The sequence below is a fragment of the Streptomyces sp. NPDC025721 genome (genome assembly GCF_055558595.1).
The window spans coordinates 106,697-120,698 of sequence record NZ_JBVHMF010000014.1; the positions used below are offsets into that span (position 1 = coordinate 106,697).

Here is a 14,002-nt window from a genome sequence, read left to right on the forward strand (position 1 = left end):
GAGGCACCATCTCGGTCCACCGACGAGAGGCACCACCCTGTGAACACGGCCGTCCAAGGGCACAGCACCGCGAACCCGTCTCCCACGGACGTCGTCACCGAGGGCTTGCAGCCCTTCCTGCACGACGCCTGCACCACGCTCTACGCGCCCAGCCTGGTGCTGTCCCGACCAGGCGGGGACATCTCCGCCGGTGCGGACGGCTTCTTCCACGGCGACCGCCGGGTGCTGTCGAGCCTGGCGGTCCGGGTCGAGGGCGTCCCCCTGATCCCGGTCGGCCACACCCTCGGCCCCGCCGACAGGACCGCCTTCCGCGCGATCCTGCGCGGTGTCGGGGAACACACCGCCGACCCCGCGGTCACGCTGCGCCGGGTCCGCTCGGTGGCGCCGGGCACGCTCCGCGAGGAGCTGGAGATCGTCAACGCGGGGCTGCGGCGGATCCGTCTCGACGTGGTGGTCGCCGCGGCCACGGACCTGGCGCGGATGACCGACGTCAAGTCCGGGCGCACGGTCGCCGCGCTCCCCGCGAGGGCCGAGGACACCGGGCTGACCTGGGGCGACGACGAGCTGACCGTACGGCTGCGGCCGGTGTCGGTGGCCGTGACCGGGCCCGGTGCCAGTGCCGGTACGGTGTCGGGTCCGGCGTCCGGTGGCGCGCCAATGCCGGGACAGGACTCCGGCGACGGTTCAGGACCGCGCGAGCCGCTGGTCGACGCCGACAGCGGTGAGCTGCGTTACACCGTGGAGCTGCCGTCGGGCGGCACCTGGCGGGCGACGGTCGAGTGCGGTGTCAGCGACGCGGAGCCGGACCAGTTCCCGGCCGTCGCGCGGGACGCCGTACCGTGGTCGCCCACCGAGCTGCGCAGCGCCGACGGCCGTCTGGACCGGCTGCTGGCCCGGTCGGTGGGCGACCTGGAGCGGCTGCTTCTGTCGGACCCGCTGCACCCCGAGGACCGTTTCCTGGCCGCCGGGTCGCCGTGGTTCCTGACGCTGTTCGGCCGGGACTCGCTGTGGGCGGCGCGGATGCTGCTGCCGCTGGGCACGGACCTGGCCGCGGGGACGCTGCGCACGCTGGCCCGCCGCCAGGGCGCCGTCACCGATCCCCGTACCGAGGAGCAGCCCGGCAAGATCCTGCACGAGGTGCGCCGCGAGACCCTGCACCTGGCCGAGGGCGCGAAGCTCCCGCCGGTGTACTTCGGCACCGTGGACGCCACCCCGCTGTGGGTGATCCTGCTGCACGACGCGTGGCGCTGGGGTCTCGACCCGCGGCAGGTGCGCGAGCTGCTGCCGCACGCCGAGGCCGCCCTGGAGTGGCTGGCCACGTACGGCGACGCGGACGGCGACGGGCTGCTGGAGTACATCGACACCACCGGCCACGGGCTCGCCAACCAGGGCTGGAAGGACTCCGGCGACTCGATCCGCTGGCGCGACGGCCGTCTCGCCAAGGCGCCGATCGCGCTGTGCGAGGTCCAGGCGTACGGCTACGAGGCGGCGATGGCGGGCGCGGCGCTGCTGCGGGCCTTCGACCGGCCGGGCGCCGAGCGCTGGGAGCAGTGGGCGGACCGGCTGCGCAGCCGCTTCCGGGAGAGCTTCTGGGTCGAGGACGAGCGGGGCCGCTACCCGGCCGTCGCCCTCGACGCCGACAAACGTCCGGTGGACGCCGTGACCTCCGGCTTCGGCCACCTGCTGGGCACCGGGCTGCTGGACCCGCGGGAGAGCGCCCTGCTGGCCGCCCGGATCGCGGGACCCGAGCTGGACTGCGGTTTCGGGCTGCGCACGCTGAGCACGGATTCCACCGGTTTCAACCCGTTCGGCTACCACATCGGCTCGGTCTGGCCGCACGACACCGCCATCGCGGTGCACGGCCTGGTCCGCGCCGGATTCCCCCGCGAGGCCGCCAAGCTGGCCGAGGGCCTGATCGCCGCGTCCGCCGGTTTCGACGGACGGCTGCCGGAGCTCTTCGCCGGGCACGGCTCCGAGCTGGACAGCGCGCCCGCCCCGTATCCGGCGGCCTGCCGTCCGCAGGCGTGGTCGGCGGCCTCCGCCGTCCTGCTGGTCCAGGCCGCGCTCGGGCTCGAGGCCGATGTGCCCGGCGGGTCGCTGCGGATGTCCCCGCTGGCGGCGGGCCGTCTCGGCCCGCTGACCATGAGCGGTCTGCGGGTCGGCGAACAGCCGCTGGCCGTACGGCTCGACGCGGACGGCCGGGCGGGGGCCGATGCTCCCGACAGCCTGACGGTGGAGGGCGCGGACCGCTTCGGCGCGGCGGGCTGAGCGCCGCCGCGCCCGCGTAGCCGTGAGGGGGTGTTCCTTCGGTCACTGCCCCCGACCGGTGGGCTTCGGTCCCGGTCCGGGGTCGGTGTTCTCGGCGGTACGGGCAGGGAGCGGGGTCCAGGCGGCGTCGTGCTCGGCGCTGCGCTGGACCGCGTCCAGGACGAGCTGGACCTCCAGGGCGTCCGCGAAGGACGGCTCGGGGTCGCGCCCCTCCGCGATGGCGGTGACCAGGTCGCGGGCCTGGTGGGTGAAGGCGTGCTCGTAGCCGAGTCCGTGGCCCGGCGGCCACCAGGCCGACAGGTAGGGGTGGTCGGGTTCGGTGACCAGGATGCGGCGGAAGCCCTGTTCCGCCGGTGGCTGGGCGGCGTCGAGGAACTCCAGTTCGTTGAGGCGTTCCAGGTCGAAGGCGGCGGAGCCGAGGGAGCCGTTGATCTCGATCCGCAGGGCGTTCTTGCGGCCGGTGGCGAATCGGGACGCCTCGAAGGTGGCCAGCGCGCCGCCGTGGAAGCGGCCGAGGAACACCGTGGCATCGTCCACGGTCACCTCGCCCCGCGCGGCGGGCACGGCGCCGGGCAGCGGTCGTGTCGGCACGAAGGTCTCGCTGAGCGCGGCGACGCCCGACAGCCGGTCGCCCGTCAGGTGCTGGGCGAGGTCGATGATGTGCGAGCCGATGTCGCCCAGCGCGCCCGATCCGGCGTGCTCGCGCCGCAGCCGCCACACCAGCGGGAACCGCGGGTCCACGATCCAGTCCTGGAGGTACGCGGCGCGTACGTGCCGGATCCGGCCGAGCCGTCCGTCGGCGACGAGGCGGCGCAGCAGCGCGAGCGCCGGGACCCGCCGGTAGGTGAAGCCGCACATGGCGCGGACGCCCGACTCCCGCGCCCGGTCGGCGGCCCGGCACATCGCGCGGGCCTCGGCCACCGAGTTGGCGAGCGGCTTCTCGCACAGGACGTGCTTGCCCGCCGCGAGCGCGGCGAAGGCGATCTCGGCGTGGCTGTCGCCCGGTGTGCAGATGTCGATCAGGTCGATGTCGTCGCGGTCGATCAACTCCCGCCAGTCGGCGGTGCTTTCGGCCCAGCCGAGCCGCTCGGCGGCGGTCGCGGCCCGCTTGGGGTCGCGACCGCACAGCGCCGCCATATGGACGCGGGCGGGCAGGTCGAAGACATGGTCGACGGTACGCCAGGCCTGTGAGTGCGCGGCGCCCATGAAGGCGTGCCCGACCATGCCGACGCGTAGCCGCTGAGTGGTCATGTGGTCTCCCTGCTCATCGGGGTTCGGCGCGCGCAAGCGCGCGGTGAAAGGAAGGGGAGCCGCCGGGGTCAGAAGCCCAGCGGCAGGTAGTCCGCCACGTTGGACTGGGTGATGGTCTCCGAGGCGAGCCGCAGTTCCTTGGGCACGCCCAGCTCCGTCAGGTCGGCCATGCCGCGGTTGTTGGCCAGCAGCCGGGCGAGCGAGACGGCTGAGCCCGCCATCGTCGGGCTGTAGGTGACGGTGGCCTTGAGGACCGTGTTGTCGTCGCGGATCTGCTCCATGACCTTGCGCGAGCCCGCCCCGCCGACCATGAAGAACTCGTCCCGCCCGGCCTGCTTGACCGCGGCGAGCACGCCGACGCCCTGGTCGTCGTCGTGGTTCCACACCGCGTCCAGCTTCGGCGCCGCCTGGAGCAGGTCGGAGGTGACCTGGTGGCCCGAGTCGATGGTGAACTGCGCCGAGACGCGGTGCTTGACGCTCATGCCGTACGTGGCCAGGGCCTCCTTGAAGCCGCGGCTGCGGTCCTGGGTCAGCGGCAGATTGTCGATCCCGGCGATCTCGGCGATCGTCGCGTTGGTCTTCCCGTCCGCCTTGAGGCGGCTGCCGATGAAGTGACCCGCGGCCACGCCCATGCCGTAGTTGTCGCCTTTGATCAGGACCCGGAACGCCTGTTCGTCGGAGAACTGCCGGTCGAGGTTGACCACCGGGATACCGGCCTGCATGGCCTTGCGTCCGGTGGCCGTGAGCTGGGCGCCGTCGAAGGGCAGCACCACGATGACGTCGGGCTTGGACTGGATCAGCGTCTCCATCGCGGCGCGCTGGGCGGTGGCGTCCTCGCCCGCCTCCACGGCCTTGAAGGTGACCTCGGAGAACTGCTTGGCGCGGCGCTGCGCGTTGGTGGTGATGGCCGCGAGCCAGCCGTGGTCGGCGGCGGGGGCGGAGAAGCCGATGGTGATGGCCTTGCCGGGCGCGCCGCTGTCCACGGGCGCGGCCGGGGCGGAGGTCTGCGCGGACGGCTTGTCCTCGCTGTTGGAGGTGCAGGAGGCGACCAGGGCGGTGGCACCGACGGCCGCGCCGCTGAAGAGGATGTTTCTGCGGGAGACACGGGAGCTTCTTGACTGTTCGGACATTTCGTCCTCCGCGAGGGTGGGTGGTGCCGTGCGCGTGGCGTACGGCGTACGGCGGGCGGCTGGGAGAGACCGGAAGGAGGAGAGCGCCGGTGGCGGTCAGGGGCGGCGGCGCAGCAGCAGCTTGCTCGGCTGGAACTGCTGGACCAGGACGGCGCCCGCGATGATGGCGCCCTTGACGATGTTCTGCACTTCGGCCGGCAGATTGTTGAGGATGAACAGATTGGTGATGGTGGTGAAGACCACCACGCCGAGCAGCGAGCCGACGACGGTGCCCCGGCCGCCGGTCAGTACGGTCCCGCCGATGATGACGGCGGCGATGGCGTCGAGTTCGTACAGGTCGCCCTGGCCCGAGGAGCCCGCGTTGGCCTGGGCGACGACCATGATCGCGGCGATGCCGCAGCACACGCCGGACAGCGCGTACAGATAGACCGTCTGGCGGCGGACGTTGATGCCCGCCAGGCGGGCCGCCTCCGCGTTGCCGCCGACGGCGACGGTGCGGCGGCCGAAGGCGGTGCGGTTGAGCAGCACCCAGCCGACGGCGGCAACGGCCGCGAACAGCCAGACCAGCAGCGGGATGCCGAGAAACTTGTTCTCCGCGAAGCGGTTGACGGCCCCGACGTCGACCTCCTGGGTCTTCTTGTCGGAGATCTTGGCGGCCAGACCGCGGGCGCTGACCATCATGGCGAGAGTGGCGATGAAGGGGACGAGGCGGCCGTACGCGATCAGCAGGCCGTTGACCGTACCGGCGACGGCGCCGACGATCACGGCGGTGAAGACCATGCCGGGCACGCCGAAGTCCTGGGTGGCGACCGTCGTGCACCACACGGCGGCCAGCGCGGTGAGCGCCCCGACGGACAGGTCGATGCCGCCGCCGATGATGACGAAGGTCATCCCGATGGCGATCACGCCGATCGCCGACGCCTGGGTGAGCACATTGAGGATGTTGCCGCTGGTCAGGAAGCGGTCGTTGGCGCTGATCAGGCCGATCACCACGAGCGCGGCCAGGACCGCGGTGAGTCCGAGATTGCGCCGTACGGGCTCGGCCGCGTCCCGTCTCCACCAACTCGTCGGTTCGGTCTTCGCCGCCGGCGGCGGCGAGGTGAGGTCGGTCGTCACTGGTCCGTCCCTTCCAGCAGTGCCCCCGCCATGACCAGGTCGAGGACCAGGTGTTCGTCCAGCTCGCGCGCCGGGGCCTCCCGTACGATCCGGCCCTCGCGCATCACCAGGACCCGGTCGGCCAGCCCCAGCACCTCGGGGACCTCGCTGGAGACCAGCAGCACCCCCACGCCTTCGTCGGCCAGGTCCCTGATCACCCGGTACAGCTCGGCGCGGGCTCCGACGTCGACGCCTCGGGTGGGTTCGTCGAGCAGCAGCAGGCTGGTGCCGCCGAGCAGCCAGCGGCCGACGACGACCTTCTGCTGGTTGCCGCCGGACAGGGTGCCGGCCTTGCGTCCGACGTCGCGCGGGCGCAGGTCGAGCCGATCGGCGATGCCGCGCGCGGCGGTGCGTTCGGCGCCGCCGCGTACGAACCCCGCGGTGGTGTGCCGGGTCAACGAGGCCAGGCCGATGTTGCGTTGGACCGCCTCGTCCAGCAGCAGCGCCTGGCTCTTGCGCTCCTCCGGCGCCAGGCCGAGCCCGGCGCGCACGGCGGCGGGGACGCTGCCGGGCCGCAACCGCCGCCCCCGTACGAGGACATGGCCGTGGTCCGGGCGGCGCGCGCCGAAGACCGTCTCCAGCAGTTCCGAGCGGCCGGAGCCGACGAGTCCCGCGATGCCGACGATCTCGCCGGGCGCGACGGTGAGCGAGACGTCGCTGAACTCGCCCTGGCGACTGAGGTGTTCCACCCGCAGCAGTTCGGTCTCCGGCTCCTGGCGGTCGGCGCGCTCGGCGGCCGACCGCTTGGAGAAAGTGGGGCGGCGCGGGAAGACGTACTCCAGGGAGCGGCCGGTCATCAGGCCGACGAGTTCCTTGGTGGGGGTCGAGGCGGGCAGGTCGGCGGCCGTGGTGCGGCCGTCCTTGAGCACGGTGACGCGGTCGCAGATCTCGCGGATCTCGTCGAGCCGGTGCGAGATGTAGATGACGGCGATGCCCTGGCCGCGCAGTTCGCGGATGATCCGGAAGAGGTTGGCGACCTCGTCGTGGGCGAGGACCGCGCTCGGTTCGTCCATGACCAGCAGCCTGGCCTCGCGGGACAGGGCGCGGCCCATGCTGACGATCTGCCGTGCGGCGGCGGGCAGTTTGTCGATGGTGCGGTTGACGGGGATCTCGGCGTGGCCGAGGCGGCCGAGGACGGCGCGGGCCTGCTCGCGCATGCCGGGCCTGCGGACGAATCCCGCGGTGCGCGGTTCGTGGCCGAGCAGCACGTTCTCCGCGACGGTCATGTGCGGGACGAGGTCGAGTTCCTGGTAGATGGTGGCGATCCCGGCGCGCATGGCCGCCTGGGGGTCGGCGAAGGTGACCGGTCTGCACCGCCACTCGATACGGCCGGAGTCGGGCCGGTGCACTCCGGAGAGCACTTTGATCAAGGTGGACTTGCCCGCGCCGTTCTGGCCCAGCAGGCAGTGCACCTCCCCCGGCCGGACCGCCAACTCGACGCCGTCCAGGGCCCGGACGCCGGGGAAGGTCTTGACGACCCGGTCCAGGCGGAGGATCGGCTCCCGGACGAGGTGGCGGCCCGTGGACGCGGGGGAACGGGCGGGTGGGCTGGGAGGGTTGGCGGTCATAGCTGTCTCCCGTAGTGGAGTTCGCTGGCCAGCAGCGCGGCGCCGACGACCCCGGCCCGCGGGCCGAGTTCCGACAGGACGATCGCCAGATTGCCGGTGGCCAGCGGCGGCGAACGTTTGTAGACCACGCTGCGGATCTCGGCGAGCAGGAGGTGGCCGAGTCCGGCCAGGCCGCCGCCGATGACGATCATCGACGGGTTCATGAGGCTGACGAGGTGGGTGAGGACCTGTCCGACGCGGTGGCCGCCGTCCCGGACGAGGTTGAGGCAGACGAGGTCGCCGCCCGCCGCGCACTGGGCGACGTCCGCGGCGGTCACCGCTCCGTGGGCGGCGAGCCGTTCGGCCAGCGCCTCGGAGCGTCCGGCGCGGGCGGCGGCGGTGGCGTCCCTGGCGAGGGCGACACCGCCGAAGTGCGCTTCGAGACAGCCGGTGTTGCCGCAGGAGCAGGGCAGGCCCGCCGCCTCGACCTGGATGTGTCCGATGTCGCCCGCCGAGCCTTCCGAGCCCCGGTAGATCTGGCCGTGCACCTGGACACCGCAGCCGATGCCGCTGCCGATCTTCACGAACAGGAGGTTGTCGACGGAGCGGGCGACGCCGCTGTGGTGTTCGCCGAGCGCCATCAGATTCACGTCGTTGTCGACGACGACCGGGCAGCCGTGCTCGCTGGTCAGAGTGGAACGCACCGGGAAGCGGTCCCAGCCGGGCATGATCGGCGGGGAGACGGAGACGCCGTCCCGGAAGCTGACCGGTCCCGGCAGGCCGATGCCGATGGTGTCGAGCCGGGCGCTGCGGCTCTGCGCGCCCAGTTTGCGCAGGAGTTCGCTGACCCGGTCGAGCACGGGTCCGGGTCCCTGGCGGATGTCGGCGCTCTCGGAGTACGAGGCGACCGCCGCCAGGCGGCCGTCGGTGATCTCGATGTCGATGGAGCTCGCGCCCAGGTCGACCGCGGCGAAGCGCAGTTCCGGGTCGAGTTGGACGAGGGTGGAGCGGCGACCGCCGCGCGAGGCCGCGGGTCCCGCCTCCAGGATCGTGCCGCTCGCGATCATCCGGTCGAGTTCGGCCACCAGCCGTGGGCGCGGCATCTCCAGCTCGTCGGAGAGCTGCGCCCGGGACAGCGGCCCGAGGTCACGCAGTCGGCTCAGTACGCGGTACTGGATGCTCACAGGCCCCCACTTCCTCTGACGGCATCAGAAGTTGCGACGGAACGTTAGGACCGCACCAAGGGTCGGTCTAGAGCTTTCACAGAGATTGCTAAAAGTTGTTATAGGGATGACAAAAAGAGTGGACGGTCCAAACTGAAGGTGGATCACTTCCGGCCACGCGTCGGGCAGTTGATCCGGTGGCGGGCGTTCCGGGGTGCCGGGCACACACGCGGGCCCCGCCGGAAGGGGGAGTTCCGACGGGGCCGTTCGGGAGGGCGCGGGAGGTCAGAGGGCGGCGGTCTCCTTCTTGACCAGGGCTCCCTCGGGCGCGGACCGATCGGGCGCGGACTGATCAGGCGCGGGCCGGCCGGGAACGGGCTGGCCGGGCGTGGCCGACGGCGCGGAGGCGTCGTCCTCGTCGGACAGGGTCGACTCGTCGAAGGGCAGCTCTCCCGCGAAGACCCGCCGCGCGCGGTCGCGGTCGAACTCCTTCGTCCAGGTGCCGATCAGGACGGTGGCGACGGCGTTGCCCGCGAAGTTGGTCACGGCGCGGGCCTCGCTCATGAAGCGGTCGATGCCGACGATCAGACCGATGCCGTCGACCAGCGCGGGACGGTGCGACTGGAGTCCGCTGGCGAGCACGGCCATGCCGGAGCCCGAGACCCCGGCGGCGCCCTTGGAGGCGATCATCATGAACAGCAGCAGCGAGATCTGCTGGCCGAGGGAGAGCGGCTGGTCCATCGCGTCGGCGATGAACAGCGACGCCATCGTCAGATAGATCATCGTGCCGTCGAGGTTGAAGGAGTAGCCGGTCGGGACCGTGATGCCGACGACGGGCCGGCTCACCCCGAGGTGTTCCATCTTGGCGATCAGCCGCGGCAGCGCCGACTCCGACGACGACGTGGAGACGATCAGCAGGAACTCCCTGGCGAGGTAGCGCAGCAGGTGGAAGAGGTTGACCTTGGCGAACAGCCACAGCACCGCGCCGAGGACGGCCACGACGAAGATCAGACAGGTCACGTAGAAGCCGATCATGATCGTGGCCAGCGCCTTGAGCGCGTCCACACCCGCGGAGCCGACGACGGCGGCGATCGCGCCGAACGCGCCGACGGGGGCCGCCCACATGATCATCGACAGGACGCGGAAGACCAGTTTCTGGATGTGCCCGACGCCGCGCAGCACGGGCGCCCCGACCGGTCCCATGGCCTGGAGGGCGAAGCCGACGAGCAGCGCCACCAGCAGCGTTTGCAGCACCTGGCCTTGCGTGAAGGCGGAGACCAGGGTGGTCGGGATGATGCCGAGGACGAAGTCCACGCCTTCGGTGGGGGCGTCGGTGGCCTGGGCCTGGCCCGCGTTCTTCAGCGCCTCGGTCAGGTGCAGCCCGCTGCCGGGGTGCAGGATGTTGCCGACCAGCAGGCCGATGGCGAGCGCGGCGAACGACATGGTGACGAAGTAGCCGAGCGCGAGGCCGCCGACCTTGCCGACCTTGGCGGCGTTGCGGACGGATCCGATGCCGAGCACGAGTGTGCAGAAGATGATGGGCGAGATCATCATCTTGATGAGATTGACGAAGCCGGTGCCGATCGGCTTCAGCTCGACGGCCACACCGGGCGCGAGGAGGCCCAGCACGGCGCCCGCGATCGTCGCCAGGATGACGGCGGTGTAGAGGTAGTGGGTATGGTCTCGACGGCTCGTGACGTCGCTGGGGGCCTGGGCTGACACCTTCGTCTCCCTCGGTCCGCGGGCGCCGTCCCGAGCGCCCGCGATCGGACAGGTCCCGGTGACTATGCGCTCGGGGCGTGAGCCAGGTCACGTTTGCGTTCATTGAGTTCGCGGGTTGGCGTGCACACTGTTGTGCATGCCCGCCATACCCCCCACGTCGAGCACGGCGGCCGGACCGACGCACCAGGCCGGCGCGGCGAGCCCGGCCGCCCGGTTCACCGTGCCCGGACTGAGCGGCTTCCGCCGCACTCGGACCCGGCCGCGCAGCCTGGCCGGTCAGCTCTTCGCCGTGCAGGTGGTGATCGTGGCCCTGGTGGTCGGCGGCTGCGCCGTGCTGGCGTACGTCAACGCGGGCAGCCGGGCCGAGGACGCGGCCCGTGACCGGGTCTCCGCCGCGGCCACCGCCGTCGCGGACTCCGACACCGTGGTGCGGGCGGCGCGCTCCGCCGATCCCACCGCGGCCCTCCAGCCGTACGCCGACCGCGTCACCGCGGACGCGGGCGTGGACTTCGTGACGATCATGGACACCCACGGCATCCGCTGGACCCATCCCGACAGGTCGCTGATCGGAAAGCACTTCCTCGGCCACATCGGCCCCGCCCTGCGCGGGCAGACGTTCACCGAGACGTACACCGGTTCGCTCGGCGCCTCGGTACGCGTCGTGACGCCGGTCCGCTCCGGCGACCGGATCGTCGCGCTGGTGAGCGTCGGCATCAAGGTCGACACCATCAGCCAGCAGGTCCGCAAGCAGCTCACCGCCCTGGTCGCGGTGGCGCTGGCCGCGCTCGTCGTCGGCGGCCTCGGCACGTATGCGGCCAACCGACGGCTGCGCACGCACACCCACGGGATGGCCGCGACGGAGCTGAGCCGGATGTACGACTATCACCAGGCGACGCTGCACGCGCTGCGCGAGGGCCTGATCCTGCTCGATGCCGACCGCAGGGTCGCGCTGTGCAACGACGCGGCGCGCGAGCTGCTGAGCCTCGGCGAGCAGGAGGTCGTCGGCCGGTACGTGGACACGCTCGGCCTGCCGGTGTCGCTGACCGGCGCGTTGCTGGCCGCCGAGCCGCGGGTCGACGAGGTGCACCTGACGTCCGAGCGGGTCGTGGTCGTGAACACCTCGCCGGTACGCGGCGGCGAGCGCCGCGGCACCGTGGTCACCCTGCGCGACCACACCGATCTCCAGGCGCTGACCGGGGAGTTGGACTCGGTGCGCGGCTTCGCCGAGGCGCTGCGTTCCCAGGCCCACGAGTCGTCCAACCGGCTGCACACCGTCGTGTCGCTGATCGAACTGGGCCGCGCGCAGGAGGCGGTGGACTTCGCCACCTCCGAGCTGGAACTCGCCCAGGCGCTCACCGACCGGGTGGTGGCGGCGGTCGGCGAACCGGTGCTCGCGGCGCTGTTGCTCGGCAAGGCCGCCGAGAGCCACGAGCGCGGGGTTGAGTTGACCGTCACCGAGGACAGCCGGATCGACGACGGGGTCCTGCCGCCCGCGCTCACCGCCCGCGACCTGGTCACCGTGCTGGGAAACCTGATAGACAACGCGATCGACGCGGCCGTCGAGGGCGCCGCCCGCGGCGGCGGCCGGCCGTCGGTCACCGTACGGGCCAAGGTCGAGGAGGACGAGCTGCTGCTGAAGGTCACCGACTCCGGGCGCGGCGTCGACCCCGCCACCATCCGCGAGGTGTTCCGGCGCGGCTGGACCACCAAGAGCGAGGGCCACGGTCTCGGCCTCGCCCTCGTCGAGCAGGCCGCGCGCCGCGCGGGCGGCACGGTCGGCCTCGACCGCGCCGAGGGCGGCGGCGCGGAGTTCACCGTACGGCTGCCGCTGGGGCAGGAGGCACGCGAGTGATCAGGGTCCTGGTCGTCGAGGACGATCCCGTGGCGGCCGACGCGCACCGGATGTACGTCGAGCGGCTGCCCGGCTTCGCGGTGGCGGCCGTCGTCCACACCGGCGGCGCCGCGCTGCGCCTGCTGGACCGGCAGCCGGTGGACCTGGTGCTGCTCGACCTCCATCTGCCGGACGGCCACGGTCTCGACCTGGTACGACGGATGCGCAGCGCGGGGCAGAGCGCCGATGTGGTGGCGGTGACCTCGGCGCGGGATCTCGCGGTCGTACGGCAGGCCGTCTCGCTCGGGGTCGTGCAGTACCTGCTCAAGCCGTTCACCTTCCCCTCGCTGCGGGACCGGCTGGAGCGCTGGGCGCGCTACCGCAGTGACGCGGCGGGCGGTGAGGCGTCCGGGCAGGACGAGGTGGACCGGGTGCTGGGGGCGCTGCGCAGTCCGCAGGCCACCGTGCTGCCGAAGGGGCTGAGCGGTCCGACCCTCGAAGCGGTGACCTCGGCCTTGCGGGCGGCGGCGGACGGCGGCTTGTCGGCGGCTTCGGCGGCCCAGGCGGCGGGGGTCTCGCGCATCACGGCCCGCCGCTATCTGGAGCACCTGGTCGACACCGGGCTCGCGGTCCGCAGCCCGCAGTACGGGCAGGTCGGCCGCCCGGAGCTGTGTTACCGCTGGTCGGACGGGGCGAAGCCGTAGGGCGGTACGCCGGGGCGGTACGGTCCGGGCCGGTGCGGGCCGATGCGGGCCGGGGCGGGCACGGCCGATGCGGGCTCGGTCGGTGCGGCGGGTGACGGGCGCGGCGGCGGGCGACGTACGGTGATCATGCGGGTGGGCGGGACATCGCGGGTGTACGCCCGCGCCGCACGGCCGCAGCCGTCCTCGTCGTCAAAGTCGCAGTCGCAGTCGCAGTCGCAGTCGCCCCACGGTCAGGAGCCGTCGCATGGTCACGCAGCCGCCGTCGCTCGCCGACGTACCCCACCGGATCGGCCTCGGCCTGGCCGCTCTCGGGCGGCCCGGATACATCAATCTCGGCCGGGAGCGGGATCTGCCGCCGGGCCGGGACGTGGCGGCGATGCGACGGCGGACGCACGAGGTGCTGGACTTCGCGTACGCGCGCGGCGTGCGCTACTTCGACGCTGCGCGCTCGTACGGCCGGGCCGAGGAGTTCCTGGCCGAGTGGCTGGACGCGGGCGGTGACCGGCCGGGGGTCATGGTCGGCAGCAAGTGGGGTTACACCTATACGGCGGACTGGCGGGTCGACGCGGAGACCCATGAGGTGAAGGACCACAGCGTCGGGGTCTACGACCGTCAACTCGCCGAGACGCGCGGGCTGTTCGGCGACCGGCTCGACCTCTACCAGGTGCATTCGGTGACACCGGACAGCCCGGCTCTCACCGATCCCGTCCTGCACCGGCGGCTGGTCGCGCTCGCCGATCAGGGGGTGGCCGTGGGCATCTCGACCAGCGGGCCCCGGCAGGGTGACGCGATCCGCGCCGCTCTCGATGTCAGCGTCGACGGGCGTCCGGTGTTCGGCAGCGTCCAGTCCACCTGGAATGTCCTGGAGCCGTCGGCGGGCCCCGCCTTGGCGGAGGCGCACGAGGCGGGTCGTACCGTCATCATCAAGGAAGGTCTCGCCAACGGGCGTCTCGCAGAACGCGACCCGCGACTGGACGCGGTGCTGGCTCCGGTCGCCGAGGCGACGGGAGCCTCCTACGACGCTCTGACGCTGGCCGCCGCGCTGCGTCAGCCGTGGGTCGACGTGGTGCTGTCGGGAGCGGCGACCGAGGACCAACTGGCCTCGAATCTGCGCGCGACTGACGTCCGCCTCGACGACGCGCAACTCGGCCGTCTCGTCACCGAGTTGGCGCAGACACCGGCCGCGTACTGGGATCACCGCTCGCGCATGCCGTGGAACTGACCCGGAACT

At 72.4% G+C, this 14,002-nt stretch carries 10 protein-coding genes; 4 read left to right on the forward strand and 6 right to left on the reverse strand.

Translation table 11 applies throughout. The annotated features are described in order from the left end of the window. Window positions 1-39 precede the first annotated feature (39 nt). A complete protein-coding gene (locus ACZ4EF_RS20895) occupies window positions 40-2,268 on the forward strand; it encodes an amylo-alpha-1,6-glucosidase (protein ID WP_467505937.1) in 2,229 nt (742 codons plus the stop codon). 42 nt (window positions 2,269-2,310) lie between these two features. On the opposite strand, the gene ACZ4EF_RS20900 is transcribed toward ACZ4EF_RS20895, so the two are convergent. The 6 genes from ACZ4EF_RS20900 to ACZ4EF_RS20925 form a co-directional block, all read right to left on the reverse strand. Continuing rightward, window positions 2,311-3,519, reverse strand: coding sequence for a Gfo/Idh/MocA family protein (locus ACZ4EF_RS20900; protein ID WP_467505939.1), 1,209 nt, complete (start codon window positions 3,517-3,519; stop codon window positions 2,311-2,313). Window positions 3,520-3,587: 68 nt separating this feature from the next. Beyond that, a complete protein-coding gene (locus ACZ4EF_RS20905; protein ID WP_467505941.1) occupies window positions 3,588-4,649 on the reverse strand; it encodes a substrate-binding domain-containing protein in 1,062 nt (353 codons plus the stop codon). 96 nt (window positions 4,650-4,745) lie between these two features. Then, complete coding sequence (locus ACZ4EF_RS20910; RefSeq protein WP_467505942.1) at window positions 4,746-5,765, reverse strand: ABC transporter permease; 1,020 nt, start codon at window positions 5,763-5,765, stop codon at window positions 4,746-4,748. Beyond that, a complete protein-coding gene (locus ACZ4EF_RS20915; protein WP_467505944.1) occupies window positions 5,762-7,372 on the reverse strand; it encodes a sugar ABC transporter ATP-binding protein in 1,611 nt (536 codons plus the stop codon). Before ACZ4EF_RS20915 ends, ACZ4EF_RS20910 begins: the two co-directional genes overlap by 4 nt. Further along, the gene (locus ACZ4EF_RS20920) at window positions 7,369-8,535 is read right to left on the reverse strand and encodes an ROK family transcriptional regulator (RefSeq protein WP_355343557.1); all 1,167 of its coding nucleotides are present in this window, start codon (window positions 8,533-8,535) and stop codon (window positions 7,369-7,371) included. Before ACZ4EF_RS20920 ends, ACZ4EF_RS20915 begins: the two co-directional genes overlap by 4 nt. 264 nt (window positions 8,536-8,799) lie before the next feature. Beyond that, a complete protein-coding gene (locus tag ACZ4EF_RS20925) occupies window positions 8,800-10,236 on the reverse strand; it encodes a cation:dicarboxylate symporter family transporter (RefSeq protein ID WP_467505946.1) in 1,437 nt (478 codons plus the stop codon). A gap of 136 nt (window positions 10,237-10,372) precedes the next feature. On the opposite strand from ACZ4EF_RS20925, the gene ACZ4EF_RS20930 reads away from it, so the two are divergent. From ACZ4EF_RS20930 to ACZ4EF_RS20940, 3 genes are all read left to right on the forward strand, one after another. Then, window positions 10,373-12,088, forward strand: a complete 1,716-nt coding sequence (locus ACZ4EF_RS20930; RefSeq protein WP_467505947.1) for a sensor histidine kinase — start codon at window positions 10,373-10,375, stop codon at window positions 12,086-12,088. After that, a complete protein-coding gene (locus ACZ4EF_RS20935) occupies window positions 12,085-12,771 on the forward strand; it encodes a response regulator (protein ID WP_391051816.1) in 687 nt (228 codons plus the stop codon). The genes ACZ4EF_RS20930 and ACZ4EF_RS20935 overlap by 4 nt, the downstream gene beginning before the upstream one ends. A 244-nt stretch (window positions 12,772-13,015) precedes the next feature. Then, the gene (locus ACZ4EF_RS20940) at window positions 13,016-13,993 is read left to right on the forward strand and encodes an aldo/keto reductase (RefSeq protein WP_467505950.1); all 978 of its coding nucleotides are present in this window, start codon (window positions 13,016-13,018) and stop codon (window positions 13,991-13,993) included. Window positions 13,994-14,002 lie beyond the last annotated feature (9 nt).